The sequence below is a fragment of the Borborobacter xinjiangensis genome, from assembly GCF_047739745.1.
Classification (GTDB): domain Bacteria; phylum Pseudomonadota; class Alphaproteobacteria; order Rhizobiales; family Rhizobiaceae; genus Pseudaminobacter.
The window spans coordinates 74,315-95,509 of record NZ_JBLLVA010000022.1 but is presented as its reverse complement, the minus strand read 5'-3'; the positions used below and the strand labels follow the sequence as shown (position 1 = coordinate 95,509).

The window sequence follows — 21,195 nt, the reverse complement described above, 5'->3', positions numbered from 1 at the left end:
TTGAATCACAAAACAGCCAAAACCGGAATCCCCTCCGATTCAGTCAAGGCCTGAACCGCTCTAAGCTCCCACAGCGGAACTTTCCCCCTTCAGCCGCATTGAGACGCCTGAAGGGATTTTGGTGGCCGCAAGGATCGCGCCGACCGGGGTTGACTATGGCGAATGACGTGGCCACGTCCGAGACCGTGCCCTCGGAAGCCGAGCGCACCGCAGCCGACATGAGGCTGACGCGTTCGCTGTTGATCGGCATATTCCTGTTCATGGCGGTTTACGCGCTCTATTTCGCGCGTGATTTCTTCATGCCGGTCATCCTCGCGCTGATGCTCGCACTGATGCTCACCCCTATCGTGCGCTTCCTGCGCCGACGCGGCATTCCCGAGGCGATATCGGCGACAATCCTGGTCGTGGTCTCGGTTCTCAGCATCGGTACGGCCGGTTATCTGCTCAGCGGACCCGTGGTCGACCTTGTCGACAATGCGCCGACCATCGGACGCCAACTGACCGAACGGCTTGCGCGGCTGCGCGATCCGCTCGACCAAATGATGGACATTTCCCAGCAGGTCGAACGGGTAACGGACGGCGCACGCGAGCCCGGCGTGCAGAAGGTGGTGGTGGCTCAGCCGGGGATAATCTCACAGGCAGCCGGCAACCTGCTGTCGGCCGGAACCACTGTGGCGATCACCTTCGTGCTGTCGCTCTTCCTGCTCACGTCGGGCACGATGTTCTATGAGAAGATCATCCAGTCCTTCACGCGCATGAGCGAAAAGAAGCGCGCGTTGCGCATGGTCTACGACGTCGAGCGTGAGATTTCGCGCTACCTGCTCACCGTGGCGATCATCAATGTTGCGCTCGGCCTTGTGGTTGCGCTCGGCCTCTGGGCGATCGGCATGCCGACGCCTTTTGTCTGGGGCACGGCGGCCGCGCTTCTCAACTTCCTGCCCTATGTCGGCGCGCTGATGACCGTCCTTCTGGTGGCGGCCATCGCCATCGTCTCGTTTGACAGTCTCACCTATGCGCTGCTCGCGCCCGCCTTCATCATCTGCTGCAACGTCATCGAAGGCCAGTTCGTGACGCCGATGGTCGTCGGCCGGCGCCTCGAGATCAATGCGGTGGCGATCTTCGTCGCGGTCGCCTTCTGGTCATGGCTATGGGGCTTTGTCGGCGCATTGATCGCGGTTCCGCTGCTTGTGGTCATCAAGGTGTTCTGCGACCATTTCGACAGCCTGCGCCATGTCGGCAATTTCCTGTCGGCGCAGCACACCGCCGAAGAAGAGGAAGAAGAAGGCACGGTCGCCAACAAGGCTGCATGATTGGCGTTCGCCGCCGGCCACTCCTATATCCGGGCTTCTGACTATTGGAGCTCGCCGATGATCCCGCTTTCCGTTCTCGACCTCGCGCCCATTGCCGAGGGCGGCACCGCCTCGCAGTCGCTCGCCCACACGCTCGACCTTGCGCGCCATGCCGAGCGGCTCGGCTACCGTCGTTACTGGTTGGCCGAGCATCACAACATGCCGGGTATCGCGAGTGCGGCCACGGCCGTCGTCATCGGCCATGTCGCCGCCGGCACAAGATCGATCCGCGTCGGGGCCGGGGGCATCATGTTGCCCAATCACGCGCCGCTGGTGATCGCCGAACAGTTCGGCACGCTGGCCGCGCTTCATCCGGGCCGCATCGATCTCGGAATTGGTCGAGCACCTGGAACCGACATGAATACGGCACGTGCGCTTCGGCGCAATCTGGAAGCCGGCGTCGACAGCTTCCCTCAGGATGTGGTCGAGCTCATCAACTATTTCGCGCCGGCCGAAGCGGGCCAGCGGGTACGCGCGGTGCCCGGCGAGGGACAGGAGGTGCCGGTCTGGATTCTCGGTTCCAGCCTCTATGGCGCGCAGCTTGCCGCCATCCTCGGCCTGCCTTACGCCTTCGCCTCGCACTTCGCGCCAGCCGAAATGGAGCACGCACTTGAGGTTTATCGCTCCCGCTTCAAGCCATCAGAACGGCTGCAAAAACCCTACGTAATGCTTGGCCTGAACGTCTTTGCCGCCGAAACGGATGAAGAGGCGAAATTCCATTTCAGCTCGCTGCAACAGGCCTTCGTCAACCTGCGCAGCGGCCGCCCTGGCCAGCTGCCTGCCCCGGTCAAGAACTACGACGCCGATCTGGACCCCGTCGCCAAGTCCGTGCTGGCATCGGCGCTGTCCTGCGCGGTCGTCGGCTCGCTACAGACGGTGAAGGAGGGTCTTGAAGCCTTCATCAAACGCACAGGCGCGGACGAGCTCATGGTCACGGCGCAGATTTTCGACCATGCCGCAAGAGTGCGCTCCTTCGAGATCCTTGCGGAGGCGCATCGCCAACTTGCCGGATGAGCGCCCATAACACATCGACCGGCATTATCTCATCGCGTCGACGAGTTCCTTGTCAGGGAAACACGTTGCGGCGCGGCCATTCTTCGCCTGCCACGCGCCGATGGAACGGCGGGTCTTGAATCCCGGCAGCCCGTCAGCGCCCCCGACATCGTACCCGGCCTTTTCGAGACCGCGCTGCATGGCGGCGATGTCGGAACGGTAGAGCCCGCCGACCTTGCCCCAATTTGCCACAAACTGCCTGTCGCCATGGGCGATGCGATCGGCGCCGTGGCCGATGAACAATGCATAGAGATCGCTCTCATTGTACGCCTTGAGCACATAGAAGTTCGGCGTGACGATGAAGGCCGGCCCGTTGCGCCCGGCAGGCATCAGCAGAAATCCTTCCGACCGCAGCTCGTGCGCCGGAAACTGTTTGCCGCCGACACGCGCAATGCCCATGGCTGCCCAGTCGGTAATCTTGCGACCCTGATCGGGACCTTCGAGCGCACAGGAAATGCCGTCCGGCACCGTCACCTCGAAACCCCAGTCGCGTCCTTTCACCCAACCATAGTCGACAAGATAGCTGGCGATCGAGGCCAGCGTATCGGGTACCGAACCCCATATGTCGGGATGGCCGTCGCCATCGAAATCGACGGCATGTTGCAGGAACGAGGTCGGCAGGAATTGCGGCTGCCCGAGCGCGCCGGCCCAGGACGATTTCATGGCCCCTGGCGCCGCTAACCCACGCTCGACCATCTCCAAGGCCGCCAGGACCTCCTTGCGGAACATGTCCTTGCGAGTGGCCAGAAACGCCTTGGTGCCCAAAACCTCGAAGGCGTTGTATGGAATTTTGGCGGCGCCGAAGCCGGATTCCCTGCCCCAGATCGCCAGCGTCACCTCGCCCGGGACGCCGAAACGTTTTTCGATCGCGGCGAGCGTCTTTGCATATCGCGCGGCGCGCGTGCGTCCGCCCGCAGTGACCCCGCCGATCGGCGCGAAATAATTTCCAGGCGAACCGAATTCCGCCTGATGCTGCTTCTTGGGCGTCTTCGGCTTGGCTCCCGGCATGACAAGATCGGGAAGCTTGAGGTTGGGAGAAACGCCGGAGAAGGCGGAATTGAAGGTTTTCTGCGAGATGCCGCGCGAGCGCGCTTCCGGCCAAAGGTCATTTTGCAGCCAGGCCCGAAACTGGTCGTCGATCTTTGCCGCCTGGGCTGTCCCCGTCAGGCCAAGCACGAGACAGAGGACGACGAGCGCACTGCGCAGTGCGCGAAATACTTGCGCGCAGAACAGTGTCCTCACACCTCCCTCTGTCCTGCCGGCAATCGGCAGCTTCGGCGTTTCCACCTTTCTCGCCGTCCTCGCGTTTGGAGAAAGCGGTGGTGCCGGCTGATCTCCCCCCTTGAGGGGGAGATGTCCGGCAGGACAGAGTGGGGTCGCGGAGAGCATGCCCTCGGCAGTTTTCATGGTCGCTCTCTGCCCCTCAAAACACCGTCCGCGATTTCAGCGCCGCAGCAAGTGTGCCCTCGTCGAGATAGTCGAGTTCGCCGCCAACCGGCACACCGTGAGCGAGCCGCGTCACCTTGACGTCGAAACCTGCAAGCTGGTCGGTGAGATAATGCGCGGTCGTCTGCCCCTCGACGGTGGCGTTGACGGCGATGATGACTTCCCGGATCGCGCCTTCCGCCACCCGGCCGACCAACTGCTTGATCGTCAGTTGCTCGGGGCCGATGCCATCAAGCGGCGACAGTGTGCCGCCCAACACATGGTAGAGCGCGTTCATCGCACCGGCGCGCTCGAGCGCCCACAGATCAGCAACGTCTTCGACGACGATTACCGTCGCCGCGTCGCGCCTCGCATCGGTGCAGATCGTGCAGGGATCGGCCGTGTCGACATTGCCGCAAGTGGAGCAGACGCGGACCTTTTCGACCGCCTCGCCCATGGCATCGGCCAGCGGCGCCAGAAGCTGCTCCTTCTTCTTGATGAGATGGAGGGCCGCTCGCCTGGCCGAACGCGGCCCGAGCCCCGGCACCTTGGCCAGAAGCTGGATCAGGCGTTCGATCTCGGGGCCGGCGATTCGTTTCGACATGGAGGCGGTTATAGAGCGAATGGCCGAAGGAGCGAATAGCGAGTAGCGAGTAGCGAGTAGCGAGTAAGGGAAGTACCCGATTACCATTCGCTATTCCCTATTCGCCACTCGCTTCAAAACGGCAGCTTCATTCCCGGCGGTATCGGCAAGCCCGCCGTCAGCGCCTTGGTCTTTTCCTGCATGACCTGCTCAACCTTGACCTTGGCGTCGTTGTGCGCGGCAAGGATGAGATCCTCAAGGATTTCGACCTCGTCTTCCTTGAACAGCGACGGATCGATCTTCAGCCCCTTCATCTCGAACTTGCCCGAGATCGTCACCTGCACAAGGCCACCGCCGGCCTGGCCGGTCGCCTCCAGCGTGGCGATTTCCTCCTGCATGGCCTGGAATTTGGCCTGCATTTCCTTTGCCTTGCCCATAAGGCCGATAAGGTCCTTCATGATCCGAGTCCTTTGTCCTCAGGTTTCGTCGTCATCTTCGGCCGGCGGCTCAACCGGCATTCCGGCACCGTCCTCATCAACCTCGACTGCATCGGGAATGCGCACGTCGATGATCTTGGCGCCGGGGAAGCGGGCAAGAATCTCCGCCACCGTCGGATCGCTCCTCGCATCGAGAAACGCGGTCTCGCGCTTGCTCGTTTCCATCTCGGCAAGCGTCTGGCCGCCTTCCTCGCGCGACAGCGACACCATCCAGTGACGACCGGTCCAGGCCTTCAGCTTTACCGCCAGGTCGTTCAGCAGCGTCTTCGGCGCATCGGTAGTCAGGTTGACGTCGAGCCGCCCCGGCTCGACCTTGACCAGCCTCACGCAGCGCCTGATCAGCACTTTGATCGTCATGTCGCGATGCGTGTCGGCAAGAGCGGCGAGGTCGGCCAGCGAATTGATGGGCGAGGAAGGCGTCTCCTCGACCGCCGGCGGCGCGACCTCCGCAGGGATCGGTGCAGCCTCGGCCGCCACGAGCCGCATGGTCTGGCCACCGCCATTGCCGGAAGGCATGCGCGCCTGCGAGACTGCACTCGCACCAACGCCATCGACCGCCGGCCGGGCCGACATCGGCGGGCGCGGGGGCACGCTGGAGGGCGAGACAGGCGCGCCGTCGCCGAGCGATTTCAGCGCCTCGTCCAAAGTCGGCAGGTCGGCGGCATGCGCAAGCCGGATCAGCACCATTTCGGCTGCACTTACCGGCCGGTTGGAGGCCTGCACCTCGGTGATGCCCTTCAAGAGCATCTGCCAGCTGCGCGACAGCACCCGCACCGAAAGCTTCTGTGCGAAGTCGAGGCCCCTCACCCGCTCTTCCTCGGAAAGCGAAGCGTCCTCGGCGGCAGACGGCACAAAACGCAGCCGGGTGACCAGATGATTGAACTCGGCAAGATCGGTCAGCACGGCGGCGGGATCGGCGCCCGTGTCGTACTGGGCGCGCAATTCGCCCAACGCCGCTGCCGCATCGCCTCGCATCACATGCTCGAACAGATCGACGATCCGCGCCCGGTCGGCAAGACCGAGCATGGCGCGAACAGCTTCGGCGGTGACCCGTCCCGCGCCATGCGCAATCGCCTGATCGAAGATCGACAGCGAATCGCGTGCCGATCCTTCGGCGGCGCGCGCAATCATCGCCAGTGCCGCATCGTCGACGTCGATGCCTTCCTGGTTGGCGATGGCGCTCAGATGCGCCACCAGCGCGCCGGAATCGATGCGCCGCAGGTCGAAGCGCTGGCAGCGCGACAGAACCGTGATCGGCACCTTGCGGATTTCGGTGGTGGCGAAAATGAATTTCACATGCGGCGGCGGCTCTTCAAGCGTCTTCAGCATCGCATTGAAGGCGCCGCCCGAAAGCATATGCACTTCGTCGATGATGTAGACCTTGTAACGCGCCGCAACCGGCGCGTAGCGCACCTGCTCGATGATGTCGCGCATGTTGTCGACGCCGGTATGGGAGGCGGCGTCCATCTCGATCACGTCAGGATGGCGACCTTCCATGATCGGCTGGCAATGTTCGCCCGGCACGGTCAGATCGACGGAAGGCTGGTTGATCTCCGCTGTCTTGTAGTTGAGCGCGCGGGCAAGGATGCGCGCAGTCGTGGTCTTGCCGACGCCGCGCACGCCAGTCAGCATCCAGGCCTGCGCGATGCGGCCGGAGGAGAACGCATTGGTAAGGGTGCGGACCATCGGCTCCTGGCCGATCAGGCCGGAGAAGTCGGACGGCCGGTATTTGCGCGCAAGAACGCGATAGGCGCCGGCCTTACCCGACTGGTCGTTGACTGACTGGTCGTTTCCGGCTTCGCTCATCCGTCCGGTTTCGCTCCACTTGCCGCGAGCGCGGCCGATTCCCAACAGAGTGTCACCGCACAGCCAAATGCCGTCAATCGCGGCTCAATCAGGCGGGCAACTGGCGAAGAAGGTGGGAGGCTGGAACAATGACCCGTTCCGGGCTCGTTAGGGCTGCTTCCTTCCGGACCTGACCCGGTTGGCGAGTGGATCGTCCACCACCAACCTCCCGGCTTCCATATCGGCAATTGTGCGCCCAATTGCAAGTGCAATGGACAATCCGTCAGCGCGGGGGCCGTGCGGCATACGCGGGTTCACGCATTTTCATTTGACGAAACGATTTTGTCCGGCGGCGAAATGCGCTAGCCTGACGGTTTGGCATTCATGCGAAAATCGAGGAAACCGCCGATGCTGCCTGGTCTTGAGGGCGGATTTGTAATGAACGCCAAGCTGGAGGCGGACAGCGAGCCGTTGATGTGGCTCGGCCTGTGCGAGCTTCGGGTGATGAACGACCGGCGCTGGCCCTGGCTGGTTCTGGTGCCGCAAAGGCCGGGCGCCGAGGAGGTTCACGACCTGACGCCGCTCGATCAGGCAATGCTGACCTTCGAGACCAACATGGTCGCCCAGGCGCTGAAGAAGGCCACCGGCTGCACCAAGATCAACACCGGCGCGCTCGGCAATGTCGTGCGGCAGCTTCATATCCATATCGTGGCGCGTTTTGAGGGCGATGCGAACTGGCCGGGCCCGGTGTGGGGTCACGGCATGCGCGAACCCTATAAGCGATCCGATCTGCATGGATTTTGCGAGAAGATCCGCACGTCACTTTAGGTTCAGAATGAATTTTCGCTTTCCCGAAGCGCCCGAACGCGAGCCCAGCAGGTTTATAAGTTTCGCCGGCAATGAAATCGACCGGCGGTCGGAAAATCGTAGCGACAACTCGACTGAGACCGCGCTGGCCGATCCGTCCGCGCGACTGATGCTGCTCGGCGACGGCAGGATTCACCTGAAAATCGCGTATGGCCGGTTCGACCCTTATTTCGACATAGCGGAAGCCAGTGCGCTCGCCGCCCGGATGGACCAGGCAATCCTGCTCGGCTTTTCCAACCGAAATCCGGTTCTGGCCGCTCCCGCCGGGCTAACGGCCGAGGAACTTCCTGCCACCATCAAGGCTATCGACTACCGATCGGTCTACATCCAGGGCCTGCTTGAACCTGCCGATCTCGGCGCGCTGGCGCAGGCGGCCGCGCTACTTGCCTGGCATGCCAGCCACGGATTTTGCGGCAGATGCGGTCGCCCGACAGAAATGCGCGCCGGCGGTTGCAAGCGACATTGCGCAGCTTGCGACGCCGAGCATTTTCCGCGCACCGATCCAGTGGCGATCATGCTGACGGTGGCGCCCGAAAAATGCCTTCTCGGCTGCAGCCCGCATTTCGCGCCAGGAATGTATTCGGCACTTGCCGGTTTCATCGAACCCGGTGAAACCATCGAGGCGGCGGTGCGGCGCGAAACCTTTGAGGAGGCGGGGATTCGCCTCGGACGCGTCGTCTATCACGCCAGCCAGCCTTGGCCGTTCCCCCATTCGCTGATGATCGGCTGCTTCGGCGAGGCACTGAACGAGGATATTGCCGCCGACACGAACGAGCTGGAAGACTGCCGCTGGTTCACGCGCGAGGAGGTTCACGCCATGCTCGCCGGCGTCCATGCCGGCGGCCTGATCGTGCCGCCCAAAGGCGCGATCGCCCAGGAGCTCATCCGCAGTTGGGCGGAAAGTTAGAGCCGCAAAAATCAGCGCGAGGGGCGCTCAGGCGTCGGCGTCCTGGGTGGCGCGAAATTCATGCGCCGGATAGACGCCGAGCGTACGCACCTCGCGCGAGAAGAAGCGCAATTCCTCAAGCGCCAGCGCCAGGTTTCGGTCGTCGGGATGGCCTTCGACATCGGCATAGAACTGCGTCGCCGCAAATGCGCCGAGCTGATAGCTCTCGAGCTTGGTCATGTTGACGCCATTGGTGGCGAAGCCGCCCATCGCCTTGTAAAGCGCTGCCGGGACGTTTCGCACCTTGAACACGAAGGTCGTGACCATCGGCACGCCATCCTGGCGCTCGGCCCAGGTCTTGCCCTTGGAAAGCACCACGAAACGCGTCACGTTGTTTTCGGTGTCCTCGACATTTTCCTCAAGGATGTCGAGCCCGTAGAGGCTGGCGGCAAGGTTCGGCGCAAGCGCCGCCATGGACCTGTCCTTCATTTCAGCCACCAGCTTTGCAGCGCCCGCCGTGTCGCCGGCAACCACCGGCTTCCAGCCGTTCTTGCGGGTGTATTTGCGGCACTGGCCAAGCGCATGGATATGGCTGTGGACGGTTTTGATCTCTTCGCGCTTCACGCCGGGCAGCACCATCAGCTGGAAATGGATCGGCAGGAAATATTCGCCGACGATGTGCAGTTTCGACACGGGCAGCAGATAGTGGATGTCGGCGACCCGACCGGCAATGGTGTTTTCGATCGGTATCATCGCAAGGTCTGCCTTGCCGGTCTCGACCGCGTTGAACGCGTCCTCGAATGTCGGGCAAGGCAGCGGCTCCATCGTCGGATAGACATTGCGGCAGGCGGTGTCTGAATTGGCGCCGGGTTCGCCCTGAAAGGCAATCCTGTTGGTCTTTTCGGGCATGGTCAGGCCTTGTCTTGTCCGCTGATGATTTGGCGTGCGCGTTCCAGATCGTCGGGCGTGTCGACGCCGAGCGGCACCGAATCGACGATCTCGACATCGATGCGCATCCCGGCCTCTAGTGCACGCAACTGTTCCAGCCGCTCGCGCTTTTCCAGCGGCGACGGCTTCAATTTGACGAAATGCTGCAACGCCTCGCGCCGATATGCATAGAGGCCGATATGGTGATAGAGCGGGCCATCGCCCCAGGGCGCCGTCGCCCGCGTGAAATAAAGCGCGCGCAGCCGGGCTTCCGAGCGCGGAGAGCCGACGATCTTGACCACGTTCGGGTTGGCCTTCTCCTCCTCGCGCGTGATCTCGACGCCAAGCGTGGCGATATCCACCTCAGTATCCTCGAAGGGCAGAAGGGCCGAGCGGATCGTCTGCGGATCGATCGTCGGCAGATCGCCCTGGACATTGATGATGGTTTCGATGAGGCCGCTCGGATCGAGCAAGGTAAGCGCCTCGAAAATCCGGTCGGAGCCTGATTCGTGATCGCTGCGGGTCATGACCGCCTCGAATCCATGGGCGCGGACCGTCTGCGCGACCTCCTCGGCGTCGGTCGCCACCACCACGCGCCCCAATCCGCTCTCGCGCGCACGCTCCGCGACATGCACGATCATCGGTCGGCCGCAAATATCGGCAAGCGGCTTTCCCGGCAGCCGCGTTGCGCGCAAGCGCGCGGGAATGAGGATGAGATGAGACATGGAACGCTGCAAAAAAGTCCAAGAAAGCGACGGCGAAAAGTGGCAAAAGGTCTCACTGGAAGGGCTCTTATAGGTGTTGCAACGGGCAAGCAAAAGACCTAGTTTCCGCCAAATTCTGCCGGTCCCGACCGGCAAAGGAATATTGCCGTTCTACGCGGGAGCGCTGCTTCCGCCACAAAGCCGACCAAGGGAGCCCAGGGGCGAATGAACTCATTCGAATTCAACAAGGTGATTGGCGGCCTGCTGGGCACTGCTTTCGTCGTCTTTTCGATCTCCCTTGCTTCCGATGCGATTTTTGCCTCGCCGGTTCCCGAGAAGCCGGGTTACGCCATTGAAGCCGCCGAAGCCGAGCCGGCCGCGGCCGGTGGCGAGGCCGAGGAAGCCACGCCGATCGCCGAGCTTCTGGCAAGCGCCAATGCCGAAGCCGGTGCTGCGGTGTTCAAGAAGTGCGCGGCCTGCCACACCGCCGAAAAGGGCGGCGCGAACAAGGTCGGCCCGGCACTGTGGGACATCGTCAATCGCCCGATCGGCGGGCATGAGGGCTTCTCCTACTCGGCAGCCATGAAGGAATTTTCGCAGGGCGGCTCGGTCGTCTGGGATTTCGACCACCTCAACCACTTTCTTGCCTCGCCGAAGGGCTACATCAAGGGAACCGCGATGGGCTTCGCCGGCGTCAAGAAAGACGACGAGCGCGCCAATCTGATCGCTTACCTGCGTACGCTGTCGGACAATCCGGCCCCGCTGCCCGAGGCTGGCGCAGCCCCGGCCGAAGCCCCTGCCGAGGGCGCAGCCCCGGCCGAAGCCCCTGCCGAGGGCGCGGCACCCGCGGAGGCTCCGGCGGAAGGCGCGGCACCCGCGGACGATGCGGCAGCGCCGGCCGATGGTGCGGCCGCTCCGACCGAGCCGGCATCTGCGGAACCGGCCCCAGCCGAAAATGCGACGCCGGCACCGGCGCAATAACGAAATCGTCATCGCCAGATCATGAAAAAGCCGGGTTCACCCCGGCTTTTTTGTTGGAAATCACGCATATGCTCGCCGATCCGGCGATACGCGGTTTCCACGGCCGTGCAATGTTCTACATTGCCGAATGAAGATCGCGCATGAGGTTCGCAATGAAAGCATGGCTGCCAGACATAATAGCACGGGCGGGCGCAACAGCGGGCTTGGCGGGCGCCATTTTGTCGGCAAGCTTGGCTTGGGCTCAGGCCGATGAATGGCGAAGCACCGCCTCGCTGATCGGCGAGTCCAAATACGGCGCGGAGTTGAAGCACTACGACTATGTAAACCCGCAAGCGCCCAAGGGCGGAACGCTCAATTCAGTCGCCAGCGGCAGCTTCGACAGCTTCAATCCCTTCATCGTGCGCGGGACGGCCGCAGCCGGCCTGAACTATCAAGGTGGCCTGCTCTACGACACATTGATGGCCAAGGCGACTGACGAGGGCAGCACCAATCACCCGCTGATCGCCGAGGCCTTCAAATATCCGGACGACTTCTCCTCGGCCACCTACCGGCTCGATCCACGTGCCAAATGGCACGACGGCAAGCCGATCACCGCCGAAGACGTGGTCTGGTCGTTCAATTTCCTGAAAGCCGAGAGCCCGAATTTCATTCGCTATTTCGGCAATGTTAAGGAAGCCGTCGCGATTTCGGAGCGCGAGATCGAGTTCCGCTTCGATCAAAAGGGCAATCGCGAGTTGCCGCTGATCCTGGGTGACCTGGTGGTGCTGCCCAAGCACTGGTGGGAAGGCACCAATGCCAAGGGCAGGAAGCGCGACATCACGCAGCCAAGCCTTGAACCGCCGCTCGGCTCCGGCGCCTACAAGATCGAGAGTTTCAAGCCCGGCTCGGAAGTGATCTGGAGCCGCGTTCCGGACTATTGGGGCGCCGATGTCGGCGTCAATGTCGGCCGCAACAATTTCGACCGCCGCCGCTATATCTACATCCAAGACGACAATGCCGAGTGGCAAGCCTTCACCAAGGGCGGCTTCGAAGACGTTCGTCCGGAAAACAGCTCTCGGCGCTGGGCCACGGAATACATTTTTCCGGCCTTTAAGGCAGGCGACGTCATCAAGCGGGAATTCAAGACCGAGAGCGGAGAGCCGATGCAGGGCTTCGTGCTCAACCTGCGCCGCCCGCAATTCCAGGACCGGCGGGTGCGCCATGCGCTTACACTGGCGCTTGATTTCGAGAGCATGAACCGCACGCTCTTCTACGGGCTGAACACGCGTACCGACAGCTATTTCGAAGGCCAGGACCTGGCCTCAAGCGGACTTCCCAGCGGCAAGGAACTGGAGCTCCTCAACAAATTCAAGGACAAGCTGCCGCCTGAGCTCTTCACCGAGGAGTTCAAGCTGCCGATCTACGACACGCCGCAAGCCGAGCGGCGATATCTGCGCCAGGCGATCGAGCTGTTCGCGCAGGCCGGCTGGAACATCAATGGCGGCAAGATGCTGAACGACAAGGGCGAGCAATTCAGGATCGAGATTCTCGGCAGCGGTCCCACCGATGAGATCATTTCCAGTTCCTACATCGCCAGCCTGCGCAAGATCGGCATCAATGCCTCGCTGCGCATCGTCGACCCCAGTCAGTACATCAATCGCTATCGCAATTTCGACTTTGATTCTGTTACCGGGCAGTTCCCCCAATCGTCGTCTCCCGGCAACGAGCAGCGCGATTTCTGGAGTTCGCAAGCCGCCGACAGGCCCGGCTCACGCAACCTGGCCGGCATCAAGGATCCGGTGGTCGATGCGCTGGTCGAGCGGGTGATCTTCGCCACCGACCGCGAGGACCTCATGGCCGCCACGCGTGCGCTCGACCGGGTGCTGCTATGGAACTATTACGTGGTGCCGCAATGGCACCGGCCGGTCGTCTGGCTCGCCTACTGGAACAAGTTCGGCATTCCTGAAAAGCAGCCGGCCTATGTCGGTGCCGACATCGATTCCTGGTGGATCGACCCGGAGAAGGAGAAGGCGCTGGAAGCCAAATACAAGAGCGCCGACTGATGGGTGCACCGAGCCAGCCATCGACCTGCCTTTCACGCCGGGAGTTCCTTGCACTCGGCTCGGCGGCAGCGCTCCTGCCCGGCTTCGCCTTCGCCGCCTCGCCCACCGGAACGCCGCTATATGGGCTGTCGGCCTTCGGCGACCTAAAATATGGCCCCGACTTCAAGCATTTCGACTACATAAACCCGGATGCGCCGAAGGGCGGCACCTTCGTTTTTTCGCCGCCCAACTGGGTCTTCAACCAAAACGTCCTTACCTTCAACACGCTGAACACATTCGTGGCCAAGGGCGACGCGCCGCCGCGAATGGAAATGTGTTTCGATTCGCTGATGGCCGGCGCGCTGGATGAACCGGACGCGCTGTACGGCCTGCTTGCCGAATCGGTCACCATCTCGGAAGATCGCAATACGTTCGAATTCGCCATGCGCCCGCAAGCGCGCTTCCATGACGGCACGAAACTGACTGCCGAGGACGCTGCCTTTTCCTTCAACCTTTATAAGAAGGACGGGCACCCCAACCTGCTTTTGCCGTTGGCCCACATGGTGGAGGCGGTTGCCGTCGACGAGACCACCTTGCGTGTGTCCTTCTCGGGCAGACAGTCTGCTCGAACCGTGCTGAACGTCGCCGGCTTCCCGATAGTCTCGAAAGCCTATTTCGAGGCCAACCCGTTCGATGGCGCCGGGCTCAAGGCGCCGCTCGGCTCGGGGCCCTACAAGGTCGGGCGCGTCGTGGCCGGCCAGACCATCGAATATGAGCGCGTTCCCGACTATTGGGGACGCGATCTGCCGGTCAATCGTGGCCTCTACAATTTCGACCGCCTGCGCATCGAATTCTACCGCGACCGGCAGGCGGGGTTCGAGGCATTCAAGAAGGGCGACATCCTTTATCGGCAGGAGTTCACTTCGCGCGTCTGGGCGACCGGCTATGATTTTCCGGCGCTGAAGCAAGGCAAGGTGATAAAGCGCGAGTTCCCTGCCGAAAAGCGGCCATCGATGCAGGCGACCGCCATCAATCTGCGCCGCGAGCGCTTCCGCGATTTGCGCGTGCGCCGGGCCTTGGCCATGTGTTTCGACTTCGAGTGGACAAAGCGCAATCTGTTCTACGGCTCCTATGAGCGCTCGCAATCCTGCTTCGAACGCTCGGATTTTCGTGCCGAAGGACTGCCATCGGCCGAGGAACTGGCCCTGCTTGAGCCGCTTCGCGGTAAAATACCCGAAGAAGCGTTCGGCGAGGCGATGCTGCAACCGGTTTCGGACGGCTCAGGCCGCGACCGAAAACTGCTCGGCACCGCCGCAAAACTTCTCAAGGAAGCCGGATGGAGCCGCTCGGGCTCGATGCTGGCCAATGACAAAGGTGAACGGCTGAGCGTCGAAATCCTGGTCGAAGACGATTTGTGGGAGCAGATTCTTGGCGGCTGGATCGGCAATATGCGGGCTATCGGCGTGGATGCGTCGATCCGCGTGGTCGATTCGGCCCAATATGCGGCGCGCCAGAACGATTTCGATTTCGATCTCATCACCATGGCGCTTTCCTTTACCGCCACGCCAACGCGCGACGAGATCGAAGCGCTGTTTCACTCGCGTTCGGCGGCACTTGCCGGATCTCGGAACCTGCCGGGCACCCAGGACCCCGCCGTCGACGCGCTGGTCGACGCCGTCGGGCGCGCCGACGACCGCGCGAAGCTGACCGTGGCCATGCGCGCACTGGACCGGGTCTTGCGCGCACGGCAAGACTGGATTCCAAATTGGCATTCGGCGAATCACCGCGCAGCCTTCTGGGACATGTTCGGCTTCAAGGAGCCGAAACCCGATTTCGGCTTTCCGGTCGAGGCAATGTGGTGGTTCGACAAAGACAAGGCGGCACGTATTGGCAAAGACTGACAGTCTCGATCACGGGTCCGAAGCCGGAGTTCAGGACTGATGGGCGCCTATATTCTGCGGCGCGTGCTTTTGATGATCCCGACCCTGTTCGGGATCATGGCGATTTCCTTCGCCGTGATCCAGTTCGCGCCGGGCGGGCCGGTCGAGCAGGTGATTGCCAAACTGACCGGACAGGGCGGCGACTCGAGCGACCGCATATCCGGTGGAGGAGGCGATTCAGGCGGGACCAACTTCGATGTCGGCGGCGTCACGTCGTCCAAATATAGCGGCGCGCAGGGCCTCGACCCTGAATTCATCGCCAAGCTGGAAAAACAGTTCGGCTTCGACAAGCCACCGCTCGAGCGCTTTTTCGGCATGCTGTGGGACTATATCCGGCTCGACTTCGGCCAGAGTTATTTCCGCGACATAAGCGTACTCGACCTGATCATCGAGAAGATGCCGGTGTCGATCACCATCGGCCTGTGGGTGACGCTGCTATCCTATCTGATCTCGATCCCGCTCGGCATCCGCAAGGCGGTCAAGGACGGCTCGGCCTTCGACGTCTGGACCAGCGGCGTCGTCATCGTCGGCTATGCCATTCCCGGCTTCCTGTTCGCCATCCTGTTGATGGTGCTGTTTGCCGGCGGCTCGTTCTATGACTGGTTTCCACTACGCGGGCTCACCTCCGACAATTTCGACCAGTTGTCGCTGGGCGGGAAGATACTTGACTATCTCTGGCATATCACGCTGCCGCTGACCGCGCTGGTGCTCTCGGCCTTCGCCACCACGACGCTGCTCACCAAGAATTCCTTCCTCGACGAAATCCGAAAGCAATATGTCGTGACGGCGCGCGCCAAGGGGCTGACCGAGCGGCAGGTGCTCTACGGGCATGTGTTCCGCAACGCCATGCTGATCGTCATCGCCGGCTTTCCGGGCGCCTTCATTTCGGCCTTTTTCACCGGCTCGTTGCTGATCGAAAACATCTTCTCGCTCGATGGCCTCGGCCTGCTCGGTTTCCGCTCCATTCTCGACCGCGACTATCCGGTGGTCTTTGCCAATCTCTACATCTTCTCGCTGATCGGCCTGGTCATCAGCCTGATCTCGGACCTCACCTACACATGGATCGACCCTCGCATCGATTTCGAGCGGAGGGAGGTCTGATGTCGGTTGCCGAATTTACCGGAAAGGAGGCGGCGCGGCGCCCCTCGCTGTCGCCGCTCAACCAGCGCCGCTGGCAGAATTTCAAGGCGAACCGGCGCGGTTACTGGTCCCTCTGGATATTCCTCATCCTGTTCGTGCTGTCGCTGTTTTCCGAGTTCATCGCCAACGACCGGCCGATTCTCGCCTCCTATAAGGGGGAGGTCCTGTTTCCGGTGCTGATCGACTATCCGGAGGAAAAATTCGGCGGCTTCCTCGCCGTCACCGACTATCGCGACCCGGTGATCAAGGACGAGATCGAGGCGAATGGCTGGATGATCTGGCCGCCGGTGCGCTATCACTATCGCACGGTCAATAACGAGATACCGCAAGCCGCTCCTGCAAAACCCTCGTGGATGTACACGGCCGAGGAGCGTTGCCAGCGCTACCCACAGGGCGTCGACGACCCGAACTGCGTCGTCGGCAACTGGAACTGGCTCGGCACCGACGACCAGGCCCGCGACGTGCTTTCGCGCGTTATCTACGGATTTCGGGTTTCGGTGCTGTTCGGGCTTATCCTGACGGCAGGCTCGGCCGTTCTCGGCGTGTCGGCAGGCGCGGTACAGGGCTATTTCGGCGGGCTGACCGACCTCGTCTTCCAGCGTTTCGTCGAAATCTGGTCGGCGATCCCGGTGCTCTATCTGCTCCTGATCATCGCGGCGATCCTGCCACCGGGCTTCTTCATCCTGCTCGGCATCATGCTCCTGTTTTCCTGGGTCAGCTTCGTCGGCATTGTACGGGCCGAGTTCCTGCGCGCCCGCAATTTCGAATATGTCAACGCCGCGCGCGCACTCGGCGTGCCCAACCGCACCATCATGTTCCGCCATTTGCTTCCCAATGCCATGGTGGCGACGCTGACCTTTCTGCCCTTTATTCTGAACGGCTCAATCACCACACTGACGGCGCTGGATTTCCTCGGCTTCGGCCTGCCGCCGGGCTCGGCTTCGCTTGGCGAACTGCTCAAGCAGGGCCAGCGCAACCTCAATGCGCCATGGCTCGGCATATCAGGCTTCGTGGTAATTTCACTGATGCTGTCGCTCCTGATCTTCATCGGCGAGGCAACCCGCGACGCCTTCGATCCCAGAAAGACATTCCGGTGAGCGCAACGCCCCTTCTTTCCGTGCGCGATCTTTCCGTCGCCTTTACGCAGGGTGGCCGCAGCCAGACGGCGGTCGACCGCATCTCCTTCGACATCGGCAAGGGCGAAACGGTGGCGCTGGTCGGCGAATCCGGCTCGGGAAAGTCGGTTTCCGCGCTCTCGGTGCTGAAGCTGCTGCCCTATCCCGCCGCCAGCCATCCGTCCGGCGAAATCCTGTTCGAGGGTGCCGACCTGCTGGCGATGAACGAGAACCAGCTTCGGCGGGTGCGCGGCAACAAGATCACCATGATCTTCCAGGAGCCGATGACGTCGCTCAATCCGCTCCACACGATCGAGCAGCAAATCGTCGAAATCCTCAAGCTGCATCAGGGCATGGGCGACAAGCAGGCGCGCGCCCGCACGCTGACGCTGCTGAACGAGGTCGGCATTCGCGAGCCGGAAAAGCGGCTCGGCGCCTATCCGCATCAGCTTTCCGGGGGCCAGCGCCAGCGCGTCATGATCGCCATGGCGCTCGCCAACGAGCCGGTGCTCCTGATCGCCGACGAACCGACGACGGCGCTCGACGTTACCGTGCAGGCGCAAATCCTTGAACTGCTCGACGGGCTGAAGCGCAAGAACGGCATGTCGATGCTGTTCATCACCCATGACCTGGGCATCGTGCGCAAGATCGCCGACCGGGTCTGCGTGATGACCGGCGGCAAGATCGTCGAGACCGGCCCGACGGCGGCGATTTTCGACAATCCGCAGCACGAATACACTCGCCACCTGCTTGCCGCCGAGCCCAAAGGCAAACCACCTGCAGCCGATGCTGGCGCCGCTACGGTGATGGCCGGCGAAGACGTCAAGGTGTGGTTCCCGATCCGCAAGGGCTTCTTCCGCAAGACGGTAGACCATGTGAAGGCGGTCGACGGTATCGATGTGACGGTGCGCGCCGGCCAGACGCTCGGCGTCGTCGGCGAATCCGGCTCAGGCAAGACGACGCTCGGGCTGGCGCTCGCGCGCATGATCTCGTCCGACGGTACGATCCGCTTCGACGGACGCGATATCAATAGGCTGTCCTTCAACGAGATGCGTCCTTTGCGCAGCGAGTTGCAGATCGTCTTCCAGGACCCCTACGGCTCGCTCAGCCCCCGCATGTCGGTCTCGGAAATCATCGAAGAGGGGCTGAAAATCCACGAACCGCGGCTGACCGACGATGAACGCGACACTCGGGTTGTCGATGTGCTCAGGGAAGTCGGCCTCGATCCCGAGACCCGGTTTCGCTATCCGCACGAATTTTCCGGCGGCCAGCGCCAACGCATTGCGATTGCGCGCGCCATGGTGCTGAAGCCGCGCTTCGTCATGCTGGACGAGCCGACTTCCGCGCTGGACATGAGCGTGCAGGCGCAGGTGGTGGACCTGCTGCGCAATCTGCAGGCCAGGCACGACCTGGCGTACCTCTTCATCAGCCATGACCTGAAAGTGGTGCGGGCGCTGGCCAATGACGTCATCGTCATGCGCAATGGCAGGATCGTGGAGTCGGGACCGTCCGAGCAGATTTTCGAACGCCCGCAGTCCGACTATACGCGCGCGCTCATTTCAGCGGCGTTCAGGATCGAAACCGCGCCGGCGGGTGTCGTTAGCGAATGAAATCGCGGTCCTGCCGCCGTGCCGGCTTGGCGCGGGGTGATCCTTCAGGAAAATCAGGGTACAAATACGACAGAGGCGGTGGAGATGGACAAGGGACGTATCCTGCTCTCGGTTACGGGCTTCAACCCGCAGCGCTGGCATGAGCTTTTGTCGGCGCAGCGCGAGGTGGTGCTTGCGCCGGACGGTCCGGCCGATCCGTCGATAACCTACGCCGTGGTGTGGAAGCAGCCGCCCAATATCCTTGCCAGGCTACCCAATCTCAGGGCCGTTTTCTCCATCGGCGCCGGGGTCGACCATCTGTTCAATGATCCCGGCCTGCCCGAAGCGCCCATCGTGCGGGTGGTCGCCGACAATCTTGCCGGCCACATGACCGATTATATCGTCTGGCGGGTGATGGATCATCACCGCCAGGGCATGCTCTATCGAAGCCAGCAGAACAAGAAGATCTGGCACGAGCCCCCGCAGCGTGCGGCCGAAGACATTTCCGTCGGCATCATGGGACTCGGCCAACTCGGTCGCGCGGCGGCAAGGGCACTGCTGGCGCTTGGCTTTCGCGTCAACGGCTGGGGGCGGACCGGCCGGCCGATGGAAGGCGTGGAGACATTCGGCGGTGAAGCCGGGCTTGTCCCCTTCCTCAACGCCACCGACATTCTTGTTGTGCTCTTGCCGCTGACGCCGGCAACGCGCGGCATCGTAAACTACAAGGTACTGAGACAGTTGCGGCGGGCGAACGGACTCGGCGGCGCCGTGCTGATCAATGCCGGACGCGGACGCTTGCAGAAAGACGCCGACATATTACGCGCACTCGACGACGGCACGCTCAAGGAAGCCAGTCTCGACGTGTTCGAGGTAGAACCACTGCCCAAGACCAGCCCGCTATGGGCGCACCCCAGGGTATTCGTGACGCCGCATGCGGCGGCCACTTCGGACCCGGCGCATCTGGTGGCGCCGATGCTGGCGCAGATGGACGCGTTCGAGCGTGGCGAACCGTTGCGGAACGTGGTCGACCGCCAGATGCAGTATTAGGGCCGCCGAAAGACGGTCGGCCCGCCATAGAGATAGCCGATGCGTTCGATGGCCTGCACAAGCCCCTCGCGCGACACCATCATGGTATGGCCGCTTGCATGAATGATGTTTTCGGCATCGGTCATGATAGCGACATGCCCTTTCCAGAACACGAGGTCGCCACGCCGCAGGCCGGAGAAGCCCGCTCCGGGCACGATCGGTTCGCCGATGCCTGCCGCCTGCATATCCGTGTCGCGCAGAACGTTCCTGCCCGCCATGCGCATGGCAAGCTGTACGAGGCCCGAACAGTCGATGCCGAAACCGGAAACACCGCCCCAGAGGTAGGGCGTATGGAGAAGCGTCTCGGCGACCGAGACGAAATCCTCGAAAATCTCGGCGGCGGGCCGCAGATGTCCTGCAACAACCGCTCCGCCGGAGGACAGGACCGCATAACGGGTGCCACGCGTTTCGGCGAAGTCGACAACGGCAATGGCCGAGCCCATCGAGAGTTCGCCGCAACGGGGATATTTCAAATCCGGTTCTGGATAGACAAAGGTACGCGGGACAGAGACGCGATGCGTCGGCTCGCCTTCGCGTGCGCCGACCGACGCGCTGTCAATATAACCGACGTAACCGTCATGAATGGCCTGCGCCCAGACCCACCCATCGGCTTCGTCGAACACAAGAATGTCGTCGCCGCGCAGGAATTGTGTATCGAGGCCGGCATCAGCGTGCGGCTTCTTCCGCACGTCGGCCACGCCGGCAACGATGCGGGCCGCCCTGCCCTCGACATAACGTTCGGCCGGCACTTCGCCTTTCAGCCGGACGTCGGCGAGGTCGGCGCGGAAGGCATGCAGGCGCGCTTCGAGACTGGTCAAATCGGCAACTCCATTGCTTTGGCGATGATAGCATCGCCAAAGCGCTCGACATAGAGCGCGCCGTCCACCGTTCGCCTGACCAGAACATTGCGCCGGTCGAGTTCATCGCGATGGCGCGACACCAGTTTCAGCGCGCCCATCGTATCGAGCGCGCGCGTTATCACCGGCTTGCTGACACCGAGCCTGGCGGCAAGGCCGCGCACCGTATGCGGCGGCGGATCGAGATAGATCGTCAGCAGGATGGCGGTCTGGCGCAGGGTCAGGTCGGGCGCAGCCGCATGCACCTCCGACAACATGACCTGTTGCCAGAGACGCAGGGCCTGAGTTGGACGCAGATGCACCGCCATGGCGTGAGCATGGATCGAAATCGTTTCGCTTCCGTTTCAGATCATCCCTGCGTCGGGAGGAAGGTCAAGCCCGCAGTGGCTT

At 62.4% G+C, this 21,195-nt stretch carries 19 protein-coding genes and 1 other RNA gene; 11 read left to right on the top strand and 9 right to left on the bottom strand.

Features of this window, described 5'->3' with window-relative positions; translation table 11 throughout:
- Positions 1-155: 155 nt before the first annotated feature.
- Together ACLKMW_RS20130 and ACLKMW_RS20125 are read left to right on the top strand one after the other, a co-directional pair.
- Complete coding sequence (locus ACLKMW_RS20130; RefSeq protein WP_415726298.1) at positions 156-1,310, top strand: AI-2E family transporter; 1,155 nt, start codon at positions 156-158, stop codon at positions 1,308-1,310.
- A gap of 57 nt (positions 1,311-1,367) precedes the next feature.
- Positions 1,368-2,363 carry an LLM class flavin-dependent oxidoreductase gene (locus ACLKMW_RS20125; protein WP_415726297.1) on the top strand — a complete coding sequence of 332 codons (996 nt, stop codon included), beginning with the start codon at positions 1,368-1,370 and terminating at the stop codon, positions 2,361-2,363.
- Between the two features lie 24 nt (positions 2,364-2,387).
- Here ACLKMW_RS20125 and ACLKMW_RS20120 read toward each other — a convergent pair whose 3' ends face one another.
- The 5 genes from ACLKMW_RS20120 to ffs all read right to left on the bottom strand — a co-directional run bounded on the left by ACLKMW_RS20120 (position 2,388) and on the right by ffs (position 6,922).
- Positions 2,388-3,668 carry a lytic murein transglycosylase gene (locus ACLKMW_RS20120; protein WP_415726303.1) on the bottom strand — a complete coding sequence of 427 codons (1,281 nt, stop codon included), beginning with the start codon at positions 3,666-3,668 and terminating at the stop codon, positions 2,388-2,390.
- 157 nt (positions 3,669-3,825) lie between these two features.
- Complete coding sequence (recR, locus tag ACLKMW_RS20115) at positions 3,826-4,431, bottom strand: recombination mediator RecR (protein ID WP_415726296.1); 606 nt, start codon at positions 4,429-4,431, stop codon at positions 3,826-3,828.
- Between the two features lie 113 nt (positions 4,432-4,544).
- Positions 4,545-4,868, bottom strand: a complete 324-nt coding sequence (locus ACLKMW_RS20110) for a YbaB/EbfC family nucleoid-associated protein (RefSeq protein ID WP_415726295.1) — start codon at positions 4,866-4,868, stop codon at positions 4,545-4,547.
- Between the two features lie 18 nt (positions 4,869-4,886).
- The gene (locus ACLKMW_RS20105) at positions 4,887-6,713 is read right to left on the bottom strand and encodes a DNA polymerase III subunit gamma/tau (protein WP_415726294.1); all 1,827 of its coding nucleotides are present in this window, start codon (positions 6,711-6,713) and stop codon (positions 4,887-4,889) included.
- A gap of 112 nt (positions 6,714-6,825) precedes the next feature.
- Positions 6,826-6,922: signal recognition particle sRNA small type (ffs, locus tag ACLKMW_RS20100), an RNA gene on the bottom strand.
- Positions 6,923-7,100: 178 nt separating this feature from the next.
- Here ffs and ACLKMW_RS20095 point away from each other — a divergent pair.
- On the top strand, positions 7,101-7,520 hold the full coding sequence (locus ACLKMW_RS20095; RefSeq protein WP_415726293.1) for an HIT domain-containing protein: 420 nt from the start codon (positions 7,101-7,103) through the stop codon (positions 7,518-7,520).
- Between the two features lie 7 nt (positions 7,521-7,527).
- Positions 7,528-8,466, top strand: coding sequence for an NAD(+) diphosphatase (gene nudC / locus ACLKMW_RS20090; protein WP_415726292.1), 939 nt, complete (start codon positions 7,528-7,530; stop codon positions 8,464-8,466).
- 27 nt (positions 8,467-8,493) lie between these two features.
- Here the strand turns inward: nudC and ACLKMW_RS20085 are convergent, their stop codons facing one another.
- Together ACLKMW_RS20085 and ACLKMW_RS20080 are read right to left on the bottom strand one after the other, a co-directional pair.
- Positions 8,494-9,354, bottom strand: a complete 861-nt coding sequence (locus ACLKMW_RS20085) for a prephenate dehydratase (protein ID WP_415726291.1) — start codon at positions 9,352-9,354, stop codon at positions 8,494-8,496.
- Positions 9,355-9,356: 2 nt separating this feature from the next.
- Complete coding sequence (locus ACLKMW_RS20080) at positions 9,357-10,097, bottom strand: 3-deoxy-manno-octulosonate cytidylyltransferase (protein ID WP_415726290.1); 741 nt, start codon at positions 10,095-10,097, stop codon at positions 9,357-9,359.
- 204 nt (positions 10,098-10,301) lie between these two features.
- Between ACLKMW_RS20080 and ACLKMW_RS20075 the strand changes: the two genes are divergently transcribed.
- The 7 genes from ACLKMW_RS20075 to ACLKMW_RS20045 all read left to right on the top strand — a co-directional run bounded on the left by ACLKMW_RS20075 (position 10,302) and on the right by ACLKMW_RS20045 (position 19,909).
- Positions 10,302-11,057, top strand: coding sequence for a c-type cytochrome (locus ACLKMW_RS20075; protein WP_415726289.1), 756 nt, complete (start codon positions 10,302-10,304; stop codon positions 11,055-11,057).
- 152 nt (positions 11,058-11,209) lie between these two features.
- Entirely contained in the window at positions 11,210-13,099 is a 1,890-nt protein-coding gene (locus tag ACLKMW_RS20070; protein ID WP_415726288.1) for an extracellular solute-binding protein, read from the top strand.
- Entirely contained in the window at positions 13,099-14,979 is a 1,881-nt protein-coding gene (locus ACLKMW_RS20065) for an extracellular solute-binding protein (RefSeq protein WP_415726287.1), read from the top strand. Before ACLKMW_RS20070 ends, ACLKMW_RS20065 begins: the two co-directional genes overlap by 1 nt.
- A gap of 39 nt (positions 14,980-15,018) precedes the next feature.
- Positions 15,019-16,119: a microcin C ABC transporter permease YejB gene (locus ACLKMW_RS20060; protein ID WP_415726286.1), complete on the top strand. Its 1,101-nt coding sequence runs from the start codon at positions 15,019-15,021 to the stop codon at positions 16,117-16,119.
- Positions 16,119-17,255: an ABC transporter permease gene (locus tag ACLKMW_RS20055; RefSeq protein ID WP_415726285.1), complete on the top strand. Its 1,137-nt coding sequence runs from the start codon at positions 16,119-16,121 to the stop codon at positions 17,253-17,255. The genes ACLKMW_RS20060 and ACLKMW_RS20055 overlap by 1 nt, the downstream gene beginning before the upstream one ends.
- Positions 17,252-18,883 (top strand): ABC transporter ATP-binding protein, encoded by a 1,632-nt coding sequence (locus tag ACLKMW_RS20050; RefSeq protein WP_415726284.1) that lies wholly within the window; start codon positions 17,252-17,254, stop codon positions 18,881-18,883. The genes ACLKMW_RS20055 and ACLKMW_RS20050 overlap by 4 nt, the downstream gene beginning before the upstream one ends.
- Before the next feature lie 84 nt (positions 18,884-18,967).
- Entirely contained in the window at positions 18,968-19,909 is a 942-nt protein-coding gene (locus ACLKMW_RS20045) for a 2-hydroxyacid dehydrogenase (RefSeq protein ID WP_415726283.1), read from the top strand.
- Here ACLKMW_RS20045 and ACLKMW_RS20040 read toward each other — a convergent pair.
- Entirely contained in the window at positions 19,906-20,766 is an 861-nt protein-coding gene (locus ACLKMW_RS20040; protein ID WP_415726282.1) for a C40 family peptidase, read from the bottom strand. The genes ACLKMW_RS20045 and ACLKMW_RS20040 overlap by 4 nt on opposite strands.
- Positions 20,763-21,113 carry a MarR family winged helix-turn-helix transcriptional regulator gene (locus ACLKMW_RS20035; protein ID WP_415726281.1) on the bottom strand — a complete coding sequence of 117 codons (351 nt, stop codon included), beginning with the start codon at positions 21,111-21,113 and terminating at the stop codon, positions 20,763-20,765. Before ACLKMW_RS20035 ends, ACLKMW_RS20040 begins: the two co-directional genes overlap by 4 nt.
- Positions 21,114-21,195 lie beyond the last annotated feature (82 nt).

Bases quoted from the DNA above. Each gene is read 5' to 3' on its own strand.
- ACLKMW_RS20130 (WP_415726298.1), top strand. From the start codon at position 156: ATGGCGAATGACGTGGCCACGTCCGAGACCGTGCCCTCGGAAGCCGAG.
- ACLKMW_RS20125 (WP_415726297.1), top strand. From the start codon at position 1,368: ATGATCCCGCTTTCCGTTCTCGACCTCGCGCCCATTGCCGAGGGCGGC.
- recR (WP_415726296.1), bottom strand. From the start codon at position 4,431: ATGTCGAAACGAATCGCCGGCCCCGAGATCGAACGCCTGATCCAGCTT.
- ACLKMW_RS20110 (WP_415726295.1), bottom strand. From the start codon at position 4,868: ATGAAGGACCTTATCGGCCTTATGGGCAAGGCAAAGGAAATGCAGGCC.
- ACLKMW_RS20105 (WP_415726294.1), bottom strand. From the start codon at position 6,713: ATGAGCGAAGCCGGAAACGACCAGTCAGTCAACGACCAGTCGGGTAAG.
- ACLKMW_RS20095 (WP_415726293.1), top strand. From the start codon at position 7,101: ATGCTGCCTGGTCTTGAGGGCGGATTTGTAATGAACGCCAAGCTGGAG.
- nudC (WP_415726292.1), top strand. From the start codon at position 7,528: ATGAATTTTCGCTTTCCCGAAGCGCCCGAACGCGAGCCCAGCAGGTTT.
- ACLKMW_RS20085 (WP_415726291.1), bottom strand. From the start codon at position 9,354: ATGCCCGAAAAGACCAACAGGATTGCCTTTCAGGGCGAACCCGGCGCC.
- ACLKMW_RS20080 (WP_415726290.1), bottom strand. From the start codon at position 10,097: ATGTCTCATCTCATCCTCATTCCCGCGCGCTTGCGCGCAACGCGGCTG.
- ACLKMW_RS20075 (WP_415726289.1), top strand. From the start codon at position 10,302: ATGAACTCATTCGAATTCAACAAGGTGATTGGCGGCCTGCTGGGCACT.
- ACLKMW_RS20070 (WP_415726288.1), top strand. From the start codon at position 11,210: ATGAAAGCATGGCTGCCAGACATAATAGCACGGGCGGGCGCAACAGCG.
- ACLKMW_RS20065 (WP_415726287.1), top strand. From the start codon at position 13,099: ATGGGTGCACCGAGCCAGCCATCGACCTGCCTTTCACGCCGGGAGTTC.
- ACLKMW_RS20060 (WP_415726286.1), top strand. From the start codon at position 15,019: ATGGGCGCCTATATTCTGCGGCGCGTGCTTTTGATGATCCCGACCCTG.
- ACLKMW_RS20055 (WP_415726285.1), top strand. From the start codon at position 16,119: ATGTCGGTTGCCGAATTTACCGGAAAGGAGGCGGCGCGGCGCCCCTCG.
- ACLKMW_RS20045 (WP_415726283.1), top strand. From the start codon at position 18,968: ATGGACAAGGGACGTATCCTGCTCTCGGTTACGGGCTTCAACCCGCAG.
- ACLKMW_RS20035 (WP_415726281.1), bottom strand. From the start codon at position 21,113: ATGGCGGTGCATCTGCGTCCAACTCAGGCCCTGCGTCTCTGGCAACAG.